Source organism: Kitasatospora sp. NPDC029367, from assembly GCF_055569135.1.
The window spans coordinates 70,915-87,449 of the sequence record NZ_JBVHYH010000032.1; the positions used below are offsets into that span (position 1 = coordinate 70,915).

Annotated in this window: 14 protein-coding genes and 1 pseudogene; 8 read left to right on the top strand and 7 right to left on the bottom strand. The window is 72.9% G+C overall.

The genetic code is table 11. The features are described 5' to 3' along the window. Positions 1-10: 10 nt before the first annotated feature. The 3 genes from ACZ4W5_RS19195 to ACZ4W5_RS19205 all read right to left on the bottom strand — a co-directional run bounded on the left by ACZ4W5_RS19195 (position 11) and on the right by ACZ4W5_RS19205 (position 3,816). The gene (locus ACZ4W5_RS19195) at positions 11-1,249 is read right to left on the bottom strand and encodes a cytochrome P450 (protein ID WP_465655699.1); all 1,239 of its coding nucleotides are present in this window, start codon (positions 1,247-1,249) and stop codon (positions 11-13) included. Positions 1,250-1,277: 28 nt separating this feature from the next. Beyond that, positions 1,278-2,336 carry a DegT/DnrJ/EryC1/StrS family aminotransferase gene (locus ACZ4W5_RS19200; RefSeq protein WP_465655701.1) on the bottom strand — a complete coding sequence of 353 codons (1,059 nt, stop codon included), beginning with the start codon at positions 2,334-2,336 and terminating at the stop codon, positions 1,278-1,280. A 94-nt stretch (positions 2,337-2,430) separates the two neighbouring features. After that, positions 2,431-3,816, bottom strand: a complete 1,386-nt coding sequence (locus tag ACZ4W5_RS19205; protein WP_465655703.1) for a glycosyltransferase — start codon at positions 3,814-3,816, stop codon at positions 2,431-2,433. Between the two features lie 581 nt (positions 3,817-4,397). Between ACZ4W5_RS19205 and ACZ4W5_RS19210 the strand changes: the two genes are divergently transcribed. Continuing rightward, positions 4,398-5,081 (top strand): LuxR C-terminal-related transcriptional regulator, encoded by a 684-nt coding sequence (locus ACZ4W5_RS19210; RefSeq protein WP_402489852.1) that lies wholly within the window; start codon positions 4,398-4,400, stop codon positions 5,079-5,081. Between the two features lie 154 nt (positions 5,082-5,235). Beyond that, positions 5,236-5,499, top strand: a pseudogene (locus ACZ4W5_RS19215) (cation:proton antiporter domain-containing protein); the annotation flags it as partial. 181 nt (positions 5,500-5,680) lie between these two features. On the opposite strand, the gene ACZ4W5_RS19220 reads toward ACZ4W5_RS19215, so the two are convergent. Together ACZ4W5_RS19220 and ACZ4W5_RS19225 are read right to left on the bottom strand one after the other, a co-directional pair. After that, positions 5,681-6,037, bottom strand: a complete 357-nt coding sequence (locus ACZ4W5_RS19220; RefSeq protein WP_465655704.1) for a hypothetical protein — start codon at positions 6,035-6,037, stop codon at positions 5,681-5,683. Further along, positions 6,034-6,378 carry a hypothetical protein gene (locus ACZ4W5_RS19225; RefSeq protein WP_465655706.1) on the bottom strand — a complete coding sequence of 115 codons (345 nt, stop codon included), beginning with the start codon at positions 6,376-6,378 and terminating at the stop codon, positions 6,034-6,036. The genes ACZ4W5_RS19220 and ACZ4W5_RS19225 overlap by 4 nt, the downstream gene beginning before the upstream one ends. Positions 6,379-7,078: 700 nt before the next feature. Between ACZ4W5_RS19225 and ACZ4W5_RS19230 the strand changes: the two genes are divergently transcribed. The 3 genes from ACZ4W5_RS19230 (at position 7,079) to pgm (ending at position 11,662) form a co-directional block, all read left to right on the top strand. Next, a complete protein-coding gene (locus ACZ4W5_RS19230; protein ID WP_465655708.1) occupies positions 7,079-8,620 on the top strand; it encodes a glycine-rich domain-containing protein in 1,542 nt (513 codons plus the stop codon). 344 nt (positions 8,621-8,964) lie between these two features. Further along, the gene (locus ACZ4W5_RS19235) at positions 8,965-9,774 is read left to right on the top strand and encodes a GNAT family N-acetyltransferase (protein WP_360229480.1); all 810 of its coding nucleotides are present in this window, start codon (positions 8,965-8,967) and stop codon (positions 9,772-9,774) included. A gap of 247 nt (positions 9,775-10,021) precedes the next feature. Further along, on the top strand, positions 10,022-11,662 hold the full coding sequence (pgm, locus tag ACZ4W5_RS19240; RefSeq protein WP_465655710.1) for a phosphoglucomutase (alpha-D-glucose-1,6-bisphosphate-dependent): 1,641 nt from the start codon (positions 10,022-10,024) through the stop codon (positions 11,660-11,662). A 119-nt stretch (positions 11,663-11,781) separates the two neighbouring features. Here pgm and ACZ4W5_RS19245 read toward each other — a convergent pair whose 3' ends face one another. Then, a complete protein-coding gene (locus ACZ4W5_RS19245) occupies positions 11,782-12,960 on the bottom strand; it encodes an MFS transporter (RefSeq protein WP_465655712.1) in 1,179 nt (392 codons plus the stop codon). Between the two features lie 153 nt (positions 12,961-13,113). Between ACZ4W5_RS19245 and ACZ4W5_RS19250 the strand changes: the two genes are divergently transcribed. Together ACZ4W5_RS19250 and ACZ4W5_RS19255 are read left to right on the top strand one after the other, a co-directional pair. After that, complete coding sequence (locus tag ACZ4W5_RS19250; RefSeq protein ID WP_360229486.1) at positions 13,114-13,491, top strand: ArsR/SmtB family transcription factor; 378 nt, start codon at positions 13,114-13,116, stop codon at positions 13,489-13,491. A gap of 107 nt (positions 13,492-13,598) precedes the next feature. Further along, positions 13,599-14,330, top strand: coding sequence for an HAD family hydrolase (locus tag ACZ4W5_RS19255; RefSeq protein WP_465655714.1), 732 nt, complete (start codon positions 13,599-13,601; stop codon positions 14,328-14,330). A 211-nt stretch (positions 14,331-14,541) separates the two neighbouring features. On the opposite strand, the gene ACZ4W5_RS19260 is transcribed toward ACZ4W5_RS19255, so the two are convergent. Next, on the bottom strand, positions 14,542-15,198 hold the full coding sequence (locus ACZ4W5_RS19260; RefSeq protein ID WP_360229490.1) for a GNAT family N-acetyltransferase: 657 nt from the start codon (positions 15,196-15,198) through the stop codon (positions 14,542-14,544). A gap of 93 nt (positions 15,199-15,291) precedes the next feature. Between ACZ4W5_RS19260 and ACZ4W5_RS19265 the strand changes: the two genes are divergently transcribed. Then, positions 15,292-16,535, top strand: a 1,244-nt coding sequence (locus tag ACZ4W5_RS19265) for an AMP-binding protein (RefSeq protein WP_465655715.1), incomplete at its 3' end; no start/stop codon positions are given.

Consider the following 16,535-nt stretch of genomic DNA (forward strand, 5'->3'; position numbering starts at 1 on the left):
GCGGGTGCTCCTACCAGCGGACCGGAAGTGCGTGCAGGCCGCACAGCACGCCGTCGTACTTGAGCGGCAGGTCCTCGACCGGCACCGCGAGGCGCAGGCCGGGAATGCGTTCGAAGAGCCGGCGGTAGGCGATCTCCATCTCGATCCGCACCAGGTTCTGGCCCAGGCACTGGTGGACGCCGTAGCCGAACGCGACGTGGTGGCGCTCGGTGCGGGCCGGATCGAACGCGTGCGGGCAGGAGAAGGCCTTCTCGTCGTGGTTGGCGGCGGCCACGAGCGGCACGATCCCCTCGCCGGCCCGCACCAGCTGCCCGGAGATCTCGACGTCCTCGACCGCGACCCGCAACGAGACCAGGTCGGCCACCGAGTGGAAGCGCAGGGTCTCCTCCACCACCCGGTCGTCACCGATCCACTCGGGGTTCTGGAGCAGCGTCACCACGCCGAGTGCGATGTTGTTGGCCGTCGTCTCGTGCCCGGCGATGAGCAGCAGCATCAGCACGCCGGACATCTCGTGCGGCTCGATCGCGCCGGTCGCCAGCAGCCGGCTGATCAGGTCCTCGCCGGGCCAGTTCTGTTTGATCGCCACCAGTCGGTTGATGTAGCGCAGCAGTTCGCGCGAGGCGGTGTCGCGCTGTCGGTCGGTGGAGGCCTGGATGGCGACCAGGGTGCGCGTGCGGGACTCGAAGAAGTCCCGGTCCACCGGCGGAACGCCGAGCAGCGAGGAGATGACGAGCGACGGGACGGGCAGCGCGAAATCCGCGACCAGATCCGCCTCGTCGCCGGCCGCCAGCATCGCGTCGATGCACCGGTCGACGGTCTGCTCGACGGCGGGCCGCAGCTCCCGCACCCGCCGGACGGTGAACTCCGGGATGAGCGCCCGGCGGAAGCGGTCGTGCTCGGGCGAGTCGAGACCGACGAACCAGCCGGGGATCTGTTCCTGGCGCGGCACGCCCAGCGTCTCGCTGACGTTGGGGAATCCGGGATGGTCGGGGTTGGAGCTGATCCTCCTGTCGGTGAGGACGGAGCGCACGTCCTCGTGCCGGGTCACCAGCCAGACCTTGCGGCCGTTCGGCAGGTAGGACAGCACCAGGCCCGGCAGCTCCCGGTAGTCCTGGTAGCGCGGCGGCGGGAAGCGCTCGCCGGGCACGCGCAGCGGGAAGTCGACCACCGGCGGCTCGGCGCCCGTCGGCTCCCCGGGAGGCCCGGTCCGGGAGGGCACGGTGTCGGGCGGCGCTGTCTCGGGCGTCATGGTGTCGGGTCTCCTCCGGCCGGCCGGCTCAGGACGCGCCGTAGAACGCGCGGACCGCGCCGATCACGCGGTCCTGGTCGGCGGGGGTCAGGTCGGTGTAGGTGGGCAGGTAGAGGCCGTCGGCCGCGAAGCGGGCCGCGTTGAGGCCGGGCCAGGAGGGGTCGAAGTATCCCGGCTGACGGCTCATCGGCTGGAAGAACAGCCGGGTCTCGATGCCCTCGCCGGTCAGGAACTCTCGGAGCTCGGAGCGACGCTCGGCCCGCAGGTCGTACATCCACAGCACGTCCCGGGGTGGCATCAGGGTGATCCCCGGGACGTCCTTGAGGCCCTGGTCGTAGCGCCGCTCGATCTCCTTGCGGGCCGCGAGGAACTCGTCCAGGCACTCGGTCTGGGCGACGGCGACGGCGGCCTGCATGGCCGTCATGCGGAAGTTGTAGGCGAGCTTCTTGTGCAGGAAGCTGTGGTCGGCGGTGAAGGCCATGGCCCGGAGGTGGGCCAGCTGGCCGGCCAGGCGGGGGTCGTCGGTGAGGCAGATGCCGCCCTCACCGGCTGTGATGATCTTGTTGGCGAACAGCGAGAAGCAGGCGATGTCGCCGACCGGCCGGATGCCGTGGGCCTCGGAGGAGTCCTCCACGACCCGCAGGTTGTACTGATGGGCGATCTCCATGATCGCCGTCATGTCACACCGGCGGCCGTAGACGTGCACCGGCATGATCGCCTTGGTGCGCGGGGTGAGCCGCTCCTCGATCCGTTCGACGTCGATGTTCAGGTCGTCGGCGCAGTCGACGAACACCGGGGTGGCGCCCGTGTAGGTCACCGCCCAGGCGCAGGCGATCATGGTGAACTCCGGCACGATGACCTCGTCGCCGGGGCCGATGCCGAGCGCGCGCAGGGCCAGCGTGAGGGCCGCGGTGCCGGAGGAGCAGGCGACACCGTGCGCGGAGCCGTTGTACTCGGCGAAGGCCTCCTCGAAGTGCCGGACGAACGGCCCCTGGGACGAGATCCAGCCGTCGCCGATCGTGCGGTTGACGTACTCCAGCTCCCGGCCGTCGAGGCTCGGCCGGGACACGGGGATGGTGAAGGGCATGGGGTCCTCACTTCGGGACGGCCCGTCGCGCGACCGGCCGCCGTAGGGCGGGTCGCCGTACGGCGGGTCGGCTCGTGGACGGTCGGGGAACGGATCAGGTCAGGGCCGGTAGTCCGAGCAGGAGGTCGGCCGCCGCCGACCGGCCACCGGCGGCGCGCTGCGCCTCGCCGACGCGTGCGGCCCGCTCGCGGAAGGAACGGTCGCCGAGCACGCGGGTGAGCTTGTCCACGACGTCGTCCGGATCGAGGTCCTGCGGCCGGTCCAGCGTGAGGCTGATCCCGAAGTCCCGGCCGCGTACGGCCTGGTCGTAGCAGTCCACCCACAACGGCCGGACCACCAGCGGCTTCCCGAAGTACACGCCCTCGTGGAAGCCGTTGCCGCCGCCGTGGGTGAAGAACACCTCGACCTTGGGATGGGCCAGCACGTCCAGCTGCGACGGCAGCCAGCTCTCGACCCGCAGGTTGTTCGGCAGCTGGTCGCGCGGCGGCAGGAGGTGCTGCTGCTCGGTCGGCAGCCGCCACAGGACCTGGTGCCGGCCGTCCAGGCGTCGCGCGACCTCCACCAGGTCGCCCACCTGCGCCCGGGTGAGCCGGGTGATCGTGCCGAATCCCATGTAGACCACGGAGGACTGCACGTCCAGCCAGTCCATGACGCCGGTCGGGTCGTCGGCCGGCGAGGCTTCCGGCAGTGGCGGCACCATGGCCCCGACGAGCTTCACCTTCCCGGGAATATCGAAAGGATAGTCGAGCTCCCGCACAGAATTGCAGAGCACCATTTCCGCGCGGTCGATCCGCGTCATGGGGCTGGGCTTCGGCAGGCCCAGCTCCTTGCGCAGCCGGGCGTCCTCGGAAAGCACCTTCCCCATCGCGGGGTGGAAGAACAGCGCGAGCGTGCGGAGCTTGAAGAGACGGTTTCTCAGCCGCTGGCCGAAACCCATCGGGTAGGGCAGGCCGGAATGCGGGACGGGGAAATCCCTCGGGGTGTAGGAGGACCCGAAGGGGCTGTGCGAGGTGAGGACGTTGCTCGGCAGGAACGGGACGCTCAGGACGAACGGAATGCCCCGGGTCAGCGCGAGGTCGACGGCGAAGGCACTGACGCAGTCGATGACCATCAGGGCGGGATCACACTCGTCCACGACCTTCGCGAGCCGGCGGTACTTCTCGGCCTGGAGGTCGGGCCGGTACGACTGGTGGATCACCGCCCGGTGGGCCTTGAAGCGCGAGGGCTGGGTCACCCGGCGGTACACCTCGTCGCTCCAGCTGACCGCGGACAGCTCGGAGAAGACGTCGCCGAGGGAGGCGAACTCCACCGCCGACCGGTCCGCGAGGCCCAGGACGTCGGCGCGCCGGGGCTCGTCGGTGGCGAACCAGAGGTCGGGCACGCCCCGTCGGGCCAGCTCGCCGGCCAGCACCAGCAGGGGGTTGAGCAGGCCGCTCTCCGGAAGGCTGACAAACAGGATCGGCCGTTGCACGGCGCTCATCGGACTCCCTCGGGGCGGGGTTGGCGATCGGGACTGCACCCCACCTTGGTCTCACGCCCGGTGTCGGGAATTCCTTAGTCCTTGGCCCGGCCGGACGGTCGCCCGGCCCGATCATCCGGGTGTGTCCCGGTTTGATCGGAAGTGGCCGGAGAAGGGGAGTCAGAAGGGGAGTCAAAGGCTCCTCCAAGGATTCCCCGGAGGCCCCCGGCCCGTCGGGTGGCCGGGCATCGGTCGGCGGTCGCGATCCTGGTCCTCGAACGGATTCTTCGGATGCGGCCCGCTTCTTGACGGCTCCCATATACTCTGGTCGCAGGCGCTTGGGTAAGCTGAATCTCCGTCAGTCGCAATTGCAGGTCGTTCCAGGCGCGTGACCCCGGAATATCGGGATCGTCATCGAATCACTCATCCGAACATCCATGGTTTCGGCCGGAAGCAGTTCGGTCGCCTGAAACCGCTGTCTCCACCGATGCCGGAGTTCCGTGCTGACTTCACGGCGGTTCAGGCCGACGGAGAATGCGCCGGATTGTTCCGGGAAGAACAAACCGTACCCGTGCCTTGAAGGGATCCGATTCTCTGTGGTGATGTCGTACGCAGCCGGTGCAACCCGGACCGTCGAACCCGCTCCCGTCCCGGCCGCCGGCGCGGGACCGCAGCACCACCCGCTGGCCGGACAGCCCGGCCTGACCATGGCCCAGCTCGACCGGGCCCTCACCATCCGGCAGGCGAACGAGGCCTTCTTCTGGCAGTTCGGACGTTCCTCCGCGGACCTCTGCGGCCGTACCTTCAGCGACCTCGTGCACCCGAGCGTCCAACAACCCCTGCTGCGTCAGTTCTCCGGACTGATCGAAGGGCGGCGTGACCGTTTCGCCACCGACGTCATAGCAGTCGGTCCGCACGACGAGACGTTCACCGTCCCGCTCACCGCCGTCATGGTGCGCGGCGATCTGCCTGACGAGTCGTCGATCCTGGTGATGATGCCCGACGGGCGTCCGGACTCGGGTGGGTCCGAGGTCGTGGCCGGCCAGAAGAAGTTGCTGAGCGAGATCGACGCGAAGATTCTCGAGGGCATCGCGGCCGGCGTCTCGACCGTGCCGCTCGCCGCCCGGTTGTACCTGAGCCGTCAGGGCGTGGAGTACCACGTGACGTGCCTGCTGCGGAAGTTGCGGGTCCCCAACCGCGCCGCACTGGTCTCCCGGGCCTACTCGATGGGGGCCCTCAAGGTCGGGGTCTGGCCGCCGAAGGTCGTGGAGAGCTTCGTCAAGTAGTGGTTCCGCCAAGGCCCGTGGGTGCTGCTCAGCTCCGGACGGCTGTTGCCGGCTGACCGGCAGCGGGAGACGCTCACGCTGCTTCCTCACAGGGCCCGCACTTGACTCCGTAGCGGCTGAGGCGGCGGACAGCACGTCGGCGGCCAGTACCCTGATGCGTCCTTCCCCCGGGTCCTCCACGGCCGTGGCCGTCTTCGCCGGGCGGCTGCGCGCTCCCGCGCCGTCGCTGCTGGTCCTGGCGGGCATCGGGGTGGCTCTGATACCCGGAGTCCCCGCCCTGCACGTACCGCCGCAGGTCATCGGCATGGTGGTCCTGCCCCCGCTGCTGTACGCCTCCGCCGAGGAGCTGTCGCTGCGCGACCTCCGTACGGTCTGGCGCCCGGTGACCATTCTCTCCCTCGGCCTCGTCTTCGCCGCCGCCGTCGCCGGCTGCCGCCCGCAATGGCCTTCGTGCTCGGAGCGCCCGCGAGGAGGACGACGCCCGCGACCTCCTCAACCCGCGCCGCCCTCGACCACGTCGACCACCTCACCGAACTGGAGGCCGTACCCGACACCGCCCTCGACCGGGGCCGCCGTGCCCTCACCGCCCGCTCCTCCGGTCACGGCGTTCGTTCTTCCTGGTCGAGGCGGGTGAGTGCACTGCGCGCGTACTGCTGGTAGCTGGTCTGGTACCAGGGTGCGTCGGCGGGGATGTGGGCGGCGGCGTCGACCGCTTCGTGGAGGAGCGCGCGCCGTGCGTCGGGCAGGTGGGCCAGGCGGGGGTGGCGGCTGAGGTCGAGCAGGACCCTGGTGAGGTGGTAGGCGTAGCCGCGGGGGTTGACGGCGAAGAGGGTGCGGTAGACCCGCATGCCTTTCTCGCCGTCCAACCACCGGTCGCCGACCAGGAGTTGGATCCGGGCCCGTAGGACCAGGTCCGGGTGCGGGCCGCGGTTCGGGTTCTCGTCGGTGTCCTTCATCGGGCGTTCGCCTGCCCGAGTCGGCGCTCGAACTCCTGGAGCTGCGGCACGGTGTGCTCCCACATGCGGCGCTGGTGGGCGGGGGCGTCGGCGGGGATGTGCGCGCTCGCGGCCCGTGCCTCTGCCAGCAGTTCCTCCCGCGCCCCGGGCCGGCGGGCCGCGCGGGGGCTGGTCTCGGCGAGTGCGCGCAGCACGTAGGCGAGTTTGTAGGCGTACACCTGGGGGCTGACGGCGAACAGGGTGCGGTAGACCCGCATGCCCTCCTCGCCGTCGAGGATCCGGTCGTTGTGGCTCAGCAGTGTGATCCGGGCTTTCAGTACCAGGTCCGCGTGGACGCTCATGTTGCTTGTCCCCCTTCGTCGTTGCTTCGGTACGCACCTCGCACCCCGGACCCCCCTGCGCGTACCGCGCCGGACGCGTCCGGGCACGGCGGTGTGCGCGCCGGCCGCCCGGGCGAGCGCGGGCGGCGGCGCGAAGGCCGTCGGGGGAGTGGGGTGTTGCACGAGTGTGCGGGGTGCGCGGGGGCGGCGGCAAGGCACAGGAAGGGTGTGCTGAGTCCTACCGCTCCCAGGCCTGACCTGGCAGGATTGGGGTCGGCACCCTCCCGGGGCCGGCCCGGAAGACCTGACGCACCCCCAGGGCCGTGTGCGGACCGCTGGTCGCGGAACACACGGACGGACGCGGGCCGAGGCGACGGCCTCGGGGACCCACGGGAAGCGCTCCAGACGCTCATCCGGATGGCGGCCTGTCACACCGAACCGCCGTTGCGCACTCAGCGTGTCGATGGTGACACTTTCCGTGAGCGAGCGGTTCGGATCCGCTGTGCTCCCATCTGAGACGACCTGTATGGGAGGCCGAGAGATCGTGCTGGGACGACGGATTCCGGGGGAAGACGGAGGCGGGGGTCGAGGGCGCTGTCTGCTGGGCGCGCTGGCGTCGGTGGGCGCCCTGGCGCTGAGTGGTGGCGGGATTTTGCCGCTGCCTGCGGCAGCTGCCGCGGTGGCGCCCCGCGCGCCCGCAGCCGCCGGTGCGTGTTCGGTGGTGAACGGTACGACGGTCTGCAACACCCCGGGCTCCTCCACCTACACCGTGCCGCAGAACGCGCGGCAGGTCCGGTTCACCGTCATCGGCGGGGGCGGCGGCGGGGGCGGCGGGTTCGCCGGTGCCGGGGGAGGGGCCGGTGCTGCGATCGTCTGCACCGTCACCGGCCTGGCACCGGGCACGGAGCTGGCGGTGACCGTGCCCGCCGGCGGCAACGCCGGTGCGCTGGCGGAGAGTTCGCAGGTTCTGAGTCCTTCCGGTGGTGGTCAGGCCGCCTCGGTCGGCGCTTCGGGCCTGGTCATCTCCGCCGCCGGTGGCGGAGGAGGCGCCGGCCGTGTCGCCCAATTCGGCGGCTTCGAGATCGACGGCGTGGACGGCGGCGCCGGTGGCGGCAGCGGCGGGGGCGCGGGCGGCACGGCGAGCGGCACTCCGGAGGAGACCGGCGGCCGGCCGGGCGCCTCACCGAGCTGTACCGCGTCCGGCAACGGGCTGACGGCCGTCACGGGCCCGGCCGCCACCAGCACCGCCGGGCAGTCGGCCGGCGACGGCGGCAGCGGCGGGACGATCTCTCCCGACGGTTTCGCGCCCCAGTGCTCCGGGGCCGGCTTCGGCGGCCAAGGTGGCCTGGGCGCCCTCGGTGGCCTCGGCGACCTGGCCGGCCTGGGCCTGCCCGGGTTCGGTGACGGTCTGCCGGGATGCGTCCTGATCACTCCCGTCCTGTCCTGCCCTCCCGACGGTTCCACGTCCGTCTGCGCTCCCGGCTTCGCCCAGTACACCGTCCCGCCCGGGACCAGCACGCTGACCGTCACGGCTGTGGGCGCCGCGGGTAGCGGCGGCGGTGGCGGAGGTGGCCAGGGTGCCAGCATGATCTACGGCGACGGCAGCAGCGGCCAGGGCGGTACGGGCGGTGGCGCGGCGGCAGCCCTCACCTGCACCTTCACCGGGCTCCAGGCGGGCAGCGTGCTGGACATCACGGTGCCCTTCGCCACACCCGGCGGGGCGGGCGGCAGCGGTGGCAGCGGCGGCGCCTTCTCCGCGGGCAACCCCGGCCGCGGCGGCCACGGCGGCCAAGCCGCGTCCGTCGCCGGCCCCGGGGGAATCGAGGTACTCGCGCCCGGCGGAGGCGGCGGAGCCGGCGGTCACGGCTCCGCCAACCGCCCTCCGGGCGGCTCCGGAACCGCCGGCGGCCCGGCCGGCCAGGGTGGCGGAGCCGGTGGATCAGGCGGCTTCGCCCAGGCCACCGGCGGCCAGCAGGGCACCGACCCGGTCTGTGCGGCCACCGCCACCGGTGTGACCGCCACCCCCACTCCGTACACCGGCGCCGCCGGCGCCGCGGTGACCGACGGCCAGACCGGTGGCACCGGCGGGGCCATCACCCTGCCTCTCGCGATCACCGGCGCGTGTCCCGCCGGCGATGCGACGGGCAACGGCGGAAGCGGCGGCCGCGGCGGTGACGGCGGCCTGGGATCGAAGCCCGCCGGGCAGAACGGCGCGGGCGGGACCGACGGCGCGAGCGGCTGCGTCCTGATCGCCGCCGCGTGAACAGGGTGGCGCCGCTGGAACACGACCGGCCCGGTGCGACAGCGGGTGGCTGCGCCGCGTACGGCGCGGGCCGGGCGTGATCCTTCCCCTGCCCTCCACGCGTGGGGCCCAGCACCGGCGGATGGGCGCACGGCCGTCCCGGGCGTCGGCACGGTGGCGTGTGCCGGGCCCTACGCTGCGGGGAGCGGGAGGAAGCGGCTGGTCATCACCTGCGGCGGTCACCGGTGCGAGGGCCGAGCGGCCGAGGAAGCATGTGCGGTTTCCGGCTTCACCAGGGGTGGCCCAGTGGATCGATGTCGGATTGGCCCGGCGCGACTGGTCAATTCGGTACTACGGTGGGCGGCATGACAACCGGAATCACCGCGACCGACAAGCTCCCCTCCCTCACTCCGGCCGAGGCGCCGTTGCGTCAGGCCCGTAACTCGGCTGCCTTCTGGGCCGCGACCGGCCACTCCCGGGGGCACGAGGTGATCCGGCGCCGCGGCTTCCTGGCCGTCGACGGTGGTGAGCGTGCTGGCCTGCGGATCCTGGTGCAGGAGGGCGATCTCGACGCGGGTGAACTGGCGGAGTTGAGTGGCCTGGTGCGCCGGGCCGCGGGCCCGGTCAATGCCGAGGACCCCTTCGGTGCCACCGACCTGAGCCACCTGGGCCTGCGCAGCTGGCAGATGCCCGTCATGCTCCGCCCGCCCGTACCTGCGTCCGCACCGGCGTCCGGGGCCGGGCTGGTGCCCGAGTCCGGCGGTGCGTCGGGGCTGGATGTGCTCCGGGTGGAGCGGGAGGAGGACCTGTGGGCGGCTGAGCGGGTGGTGATCGAGGGTTTCGAGCTGGCGGCCTTCGAGCCCCACCGTCCTGGCGAGTTGTTCCCGGTCGCGTTGATCGAGCGGGTGGGTGTGGACGTGTTCCTGGCCTCGCACCAGGGTGTCGCGGCGGGGGCGTGCGTGCGGGTGGTGGACGACGGTGTCGCCAGCCACTACTGGGTGGCCACGTCGCCGGCGTTCCGCTCGCGCGGCGTGGGCCGGGCCGTCATGACCGCCTCCCTCGCCGACCTGGCACAGGTGCCGGCCACTCTGACCGCCTCCAAGCTGGGCCGGCCGCTGTACGAGTCGCTGGGCTACACCGCCGCGGCGCCTTCGACGTGGTGGGCCTCGCACTGAGACCCCGCCGCCCGGCTGCCCCGCCGCCCGGCCCTCCCGGTTCTCCGGACCGACCCTTCCGCCTCTCCCGCCCGCCCGGTTCTCCCTGCTCCCGACCGTCCCGCCCGTCTCCTTCCGGTTCCCGTCCCGTGGGTGTCCTGGCATGGCCCGTACGGTTCGGGGCGGGGTCGTGTTCTGGCTACGATCGGTGAGCGCGGGGCGGGTTCGTTTCGCGGGTACGTAGTGGGATTTCGGCGGGAGTGGGCGGATGGGACACGAACGGGCCGGGTTGCCGGCGCAGCCGGGTGATCTGGTGGATGTGGCGCGGTTGGTGACGGCGTACTACGCGCTGCACCCCGACCCGCAGGAGGTGGCGCAGCGGGTGGCGTTCGGGACGTCGGGGCACCGGGGGTCCTCCCTGGACGCGGCGTTCAACGAGGACCACATCGCCGCGACCACACAGGCGATCTGCGAGTACCGGACCGAGCATGGGGTCACGGGCCCGCTGTTCCTGGGCGCGGACACCCATGCGCTCTCCGAGCCGGCGAAGGTGACGGCGCTGGAGGTGCTGGCGGGCAACGGCGTACAGGTGCTGATCGACACCGCCGACGGCTACACGCCGACGCCGGCGGTCTCGCACGCGATCCTGGCGCACAACCGGCGCAGCCCCCAGGCGCTGGCGGACGGCATCGTCGTCACCCCCTCGCACAACCCGCCGCGGGACGGCGGCTTCAAGTACAACCCGCCCAGTGGCGGCCCGGCGGGGTCGGAGGCGACGGGCTGGATCCAGGACCGTGCCAACGAGCTGATCCGCGAGGGCCTGCGCGGGGTCAAGAAGGTCCCCTACGCGCGGGCGCTGGCGGCGGCGACCACCGGGCGGTACGACTTCCTGGGTGCCTACGTCGAGGACCTGCCCGCGGTGCTGGACCTGGACGCGGTGCGGGCGGCCGGGCTGCGGATCGGCGCCGACCCGCTGGGCGGCGCCTCGGTGGCGTACTGGGCGCGCATCGCCGAGTCCCACCGGCTGGACCTCACCGTGGTCAACCCGGTCACCGACCCGACCTGGCGGTTCATGACGCTGGACTGGGACGGCAAGATCCGCATGGACTGCTCCTCCCCGGCCGCGATGGCCTCCCTGATCGGCCGCAAGGACGAGTACGCCATCGCCACCGGCAACGACGCGGACGCCGACCGGCACGGCATCGTCACCCCCGACGGCGGGCTGATGAACCCCAACCACTACCTGGCGGTGGCCGTCGACTACCTCTACCGTCACCGCGCCGACTGGCCGGGCGACGCGGCCGTCGGCAAGACCCTGGTGTCCTCGTCGATGCTGGACCGGGTCGCCGCCGACCTCGGCCGCACCCTGCTGGAGGTCCCGGTCGGCTTCAAGTGGTTCGTCGACGGCCTGCTGGAGGGGTCGATCGCCTTCGGCGGTGAGGAGAGCGCCGGCGCCTCCTTCCTGCGCCGCGACGGCGGGGTGTGGACGACGGACAAGGACGGCATCCTGCTCGCCCTGCTCGCCGCCGAGATCACCGCCGTCACCGGCGCCACCCCCAGCGCCCACTACCGCGAGCTGACGGCCCGCCACGGCGATCCGTCCTACGCCCGCGTCGACGCCCCCGCCGACCGCGAGCAGAAGGCCCGCCTGGCCCGCCTGGCGCCCGAGCAGGTCACCGCCGGCGAGCTGGCCGGGGAGAAGATCACCGCGGTGCTCTCGCACACGCCGGGCAACGGGGCGGCGATCGGCGGCCTCAAGGTGTGCACGGACAACGCCTGGTTCGCGGCCCGGCCCTCGGGCACGGAGGACGTGTACAAGATCTACGCGGAGTCGTTCCTGGGCGCCGAGCACCTGGCCCGGGTGCAGGAGGAGGCCCGCGCCCTGGTCGGCGACGTGCTCGGGGCCTGACGGGCTCCGGGCACGGGGTGGGGCGGGGTGGGGCCGGGGTTTCGCACCCCGGCCCCACCTGTTTGCCGCTGTTCCGGCCCGTACGCGGCTCGTGGGGGTTCTCGGTGTGGGCTGGGCGTTCAGGACCGGGCCGGAGCCGGCGTCGCCGTACGGGAGCGGGCGCGCTGGTCGCGGGTGGTGGCCGCGGCGGTCGCGCAGGCCGCGAGGGCGAGTACGGCTGCGGCCAGGGGGAACCAGCGCGTGCCCAGCAGTGTGATGGCGGCTGATCCGGCGATGCCTCCGGCGGCCGTGCCGAGGTAGAGGGCGCTGCTGTTGAGCGAGATCAGCAGGGGCGCGTTCGCCGGGTCGATCGAGGCGAGGCGGTGCGGCAGTGCGACGGATACGGCCCATCCGGCCAGGGGGACGACGACCGCGTACGCGAGTGCTCCGGGCATGCTGCGCCCGAGCCAGGGCAGGGCGGTGAAGGCGCAGGCGGCGACGGCGGAGCCGGTCAGCAGGACGGCGCGCACCCCGGCGCGGTCGACGAGACGTCCGCCCAGCCAGCTGCCGGCCACCGAGAGGACGCCGGTGGTGAGCAGGATGAGGCTGAGCCTGTCGGCATCGCCGCCGGTGGCGCCGTGGACGGCGGTGGCGAGGTAGATGTAGACGCTCTGGAAGGCGAGGAAGAAGGTCAGGGTGGTCGCGGCGGCGCCGAGGACGCGGCGTGAGGCGAGCGGGGCCAGGCGGGCGGTGAGGGTGGGGGCGGCGGCGGGGGCGGGCAGGTCGCGCAGCAGGAGTGCCAGTCCGGCGAGTGCGGCCAGGCCGAGGGCGGTGACCAGCCACATCGTCAGGCGCCAGTCGGTGCGTCCCACCCAGGTGCCCAGCGGCACGCCCAGCGCGGTGGCCACCGTCATGCCGCCCAGCACGGTGGCCAGGGCCCGGCCGCGACGCTCGGGGCTGACCAGGGTGGTGGCCACGGCGTTGGCGGTGGGGGTGTAGAGGGCGGCGCCGGCGGCGGCCAGTACCCGGGTGGCCAGCAGGAGGGGGTAGCTGGGGGCGAGGGCGCTGAGGGCGTTGGCGGCGCTGAAGACGGCGAGCGCGGTCAGCAGCAGGCGCCGGCGCGGCCAGCGGGCGGTGGCGGCGGCCAGCGGCGGGGCCAGCAGGGCGTAGCCGAGCGCGAAGACGGTGACGAGCTGGCCGGCGGCGCCCACCGACACGTGCAGGTCGGCGGCGATGGGGCCGAGGATGCCGGCGACCACCATCGAGTCGGTGCCCATGGCGAAGGTGCCGAGGGCGAGCAGGAGTAGGCGTACGGGCACGGAGAGCCCCCCGGGGCGGATTGTGTGGACTGTTGGACGAATATGCAACAGTTGGATACTCGCCAAACAATCGGGGATTGGTGGATGATTGTCAAACCATCCCTGCTGTCGCCCGCCCCCTGCGCGGGAACCCCGAGGACCGGAGTCCACCCCATGACCGACGACGAGCGGCTGCCCCAGCCCCCCACCGCCGACATCGACCTCGTCACGGTCCTGCACGCCCTCGGCGACCCCGTGCGGATGCGCCTGCTGCTCAGCTACGCCGACGGCGCCGAACACTCCTGCGACCCCCGCGGCCTGGGCCTGGACCACCTCCACAAGTCGACCGTCTCCCACCACATGCGCGTCCTGCGCGAAGCCGGCGTCACCACCACCCGGGTCGCCGGCCGCAACCGCTTCGTCAGCCTGCGCCGCGCCGACCTCGACGCCCGCTTCCCAGGGCTGCTCGACGCCCTCCTCGCCTCCGCCCCGCAGTCGGCGGCGGTGGCGGACGTGGGCGCGGGCGCGGGTGCGGTGGCGGCCGGCGCCTGAGGGGCACCGCCCGAGGGCTGGGTTCATCACCCCCCCTCGCCCGACCACCCCCCACCCGCCGCGTAGGGTGCGGGACGCACCGCGGGCACACGGAAAGGAAACGGTCCATGCCGATCAGGGGCGTGCTCTTCGACGTCGACGACACCTTGTTCGACTACACCCACTCGGAGGAGGCGGGCATCCTCGCCCACCTGCGCGACGTCGGCCTGCTGGAACGGTTCCCCACCCCGCGGGCCGCCCTGGACCTGTGGCGCGCCGTCATGGAGCACAGCTACGCCCGCTACCTCGCCCGGGAACTCACCATGCGAGGCCAGCAGTACGAACGCACCCGGCGCTTCCTCGCCCACCTCGGCCAGGACGGCGCCGAACACCTCACCGACGAACAGGCCGGTGCCTGGTTCGACGGCTACGCCACCCACCGCGACGCCGCCTGGCGGGCCTTCCCCGACGCCGAACCCACCCTGCGCCGCCTCGCCCCCCACTACCGCCTGGGCATCGTCTCCAACTCCGACACCGACCACCAGCGCCGCAAACTGCGCGCCATCGGCCTGCTCGACCACTTCGGCGACGTCATCGTCTGCTCAGACCAGCACGGCGAGGCCAAACCCGCCCCCAGCATCTTCCACGCCGGCTGCACCGCCCTGGGCCTGCCCCCGCACGAAGTCGCCTACGTCGGCGACAACTACACCCTCGACGCCGAAGGCGCCCACGCCGCCGGCCTCCACGCCTTCTGGCTCGACCGCGCCGCCACCACCACCCCGGTCGCCGAGGGCATCCACGTGCTCCACACCCTGGACCCCCTCGCCCCCACCCTCACTGCCCTCCCCGCGACCCCCTGACCCCGCAGGCCCGCACGGGCACCCGCCCACTCCACCCGCCCCCACGCCCCGATCCACACCGGCACCCGCAACCTGCACGGGACCGTACGACTGGGGGCGCCTGCGGACAGAACGTCGGCTGGGTCGACTTTTCGTGCGGGGTTCGGTTCTGCACCCGTACGGGAGGGCAGGGCCCTTTCGGCGGTAGCCCGTGCACGGGCCTTGCAGAGGGTCAGGAGGGTGGGGTGTCGGCGCCGAAGAGGGTGCGGCAGGCGGGGGTGAGGCCGGTGACGGTGACGGGGACGGGCGGGCCCTGCCAGTGGTCGCGGTCCAGGCGCAGGCGCCGGGTCTCCACCACGTGGCCGTCGAGGACGTCGAGGGTGATGCCGTCGTCGCGGTAGCCGAGCTTGTGGGAGACCGCGAGGGAGGAGTGGTTGTCGGCGAAGGACATTGACGTCGCCGAGCGCGCGCCCAGCTCAGCGAACGCCAGGTGGAGCATCGCCGCGCGCATCTCGGTGCCCAGCCCCCGGCCCTGGTGCTCCAGGCCCACCCACGAACCGGAGGTGATCTCGCGCCGCACCGCGAACTCCTGGGCCCGCATGTCCTGGACGCCGACCGGCCGCCCCTCGTGGAAGGCCACCAGGTCCAGCGCCCAGTGCTGCGCCGTCCAGCGTCCCATCCGCCGCCAGTGCATCTGCAGGACGTGCCGGGCCCGTTCGGCGGGCGGCAGTTCGCCCCAGGGGGTGAGGAAGGGCCGCTGGTCGGGCGGGTGGACCCCGCGCGCGGCGAGGTCCGCGACCTCGGACAGCTCGTCCTCGCCGGGCAGGCGCAGTTCCAGACGCGGCGTGTTCACGCGCAGGCCCTTCAACGGCCAGTGGTCGGTGATCATCGGCACAGTGTGCCGGGACCCGGGCGCCGCCCGCACCCCGGTTTTGCGCACGCACGCCGGGACACGGCAGGGCCGGGGCTAGGGTGGGGAACCATGGTTGCCCCCTCCGCAGCACAAGCGGCCGACAGCGCCCCGGAGTTCGTCAGCGCCCCCGCCCTGATTCTGCGCTCCCTCGCCTCGCACCCCGAGCGGCGGGCCATCACCTCCGCCGACGGCGTCGAGATCACCGCCGGCGACTTCGCCGCCACCGCCTACCGCCTCGCCCACGAGCTCGTCGCCCGTGGCGCCGGTCGCGGCACCACCGTCACCCTGCTCACCGGCAACACCCCCGAGGCCCTCGCCGCCCGCTACGCGGCCGGGCTGGCCGGGGCCCGGGTGGTCAACCTGTACGACGGGATGGGCGCGCCCGTGCTGGCCGAGATCGTGGCCAGCGTGGACACCACCGTGCTCCTCGTCGACGCCGAACGGTACGCGGGAGCCGCCGAGTTGCTGCCGCTGATCGACGTCCCGACCGTCCTCACCCTCGGCCCCGGCCCCGGCCCCGACGGCACCGGGATCGGCGAGGACGCGATCGCCGCCTCCGCCGTCCACCCCGCCACCGACCCGGCCGTCCCCCTCGGCCCCGGCGACGACATCGGCATCCGCCACACCGGCGGCACCACCGGCATCCCCAAGGGCATCCTCAGCCTCCACGGCCCCTACCGCAGGGCCTTCGACTTCCCCTTCGCCGACCCCCGCCCCGCCGGCGAGAAACCCCGGCTGCTCGCCGCCACCCCCCTCGCCCACCTGGCCGGCGTCCTCGCCGACCTGACCCTGCACCACGGCGGCTCGGTCGTCCTGCAACGCGCTTTCGACCCCGGCGAGGTCCTCGCCGCCATCGAACGCGAACGCATCACCGACCTGTTCGTCCTGCCCCCGCTGCTGTACCGGCTGCTCGACCACCCGGCCCTGGCCCGCACCGACCTGTCCAGCCTGCGCCGACTCTCCTACGGCGGCTGCGCCGCCTCCCCGGCCCGGATCCGCGAGGCCCTCAAGGCGTTCGGGCCCGTCCTGGTCGGCGGCTACGGCATGTCCGAAGCCCAGAACATCGCCGTCCTGGGCCCGCACGAGCACGACCGCACCGGCCACGGCGGCCAGGTGCCGGTGGGCCGCCCCCTGCCGGGCGTCCAGGTGCAGATCCGCACCGCCGACGGCACCGTGCTGCCCGCCGGGGAGCAGGGCGAGATCCACGTCCGCTCCGGGACGCTGATGGCCGGCTACTGGAAGCAGCCCGAGCTCACCGCCAAGGTGCTGCGCGGGGGTTGGCTCGACACCGGCGACATCGGCTACTTCGACGC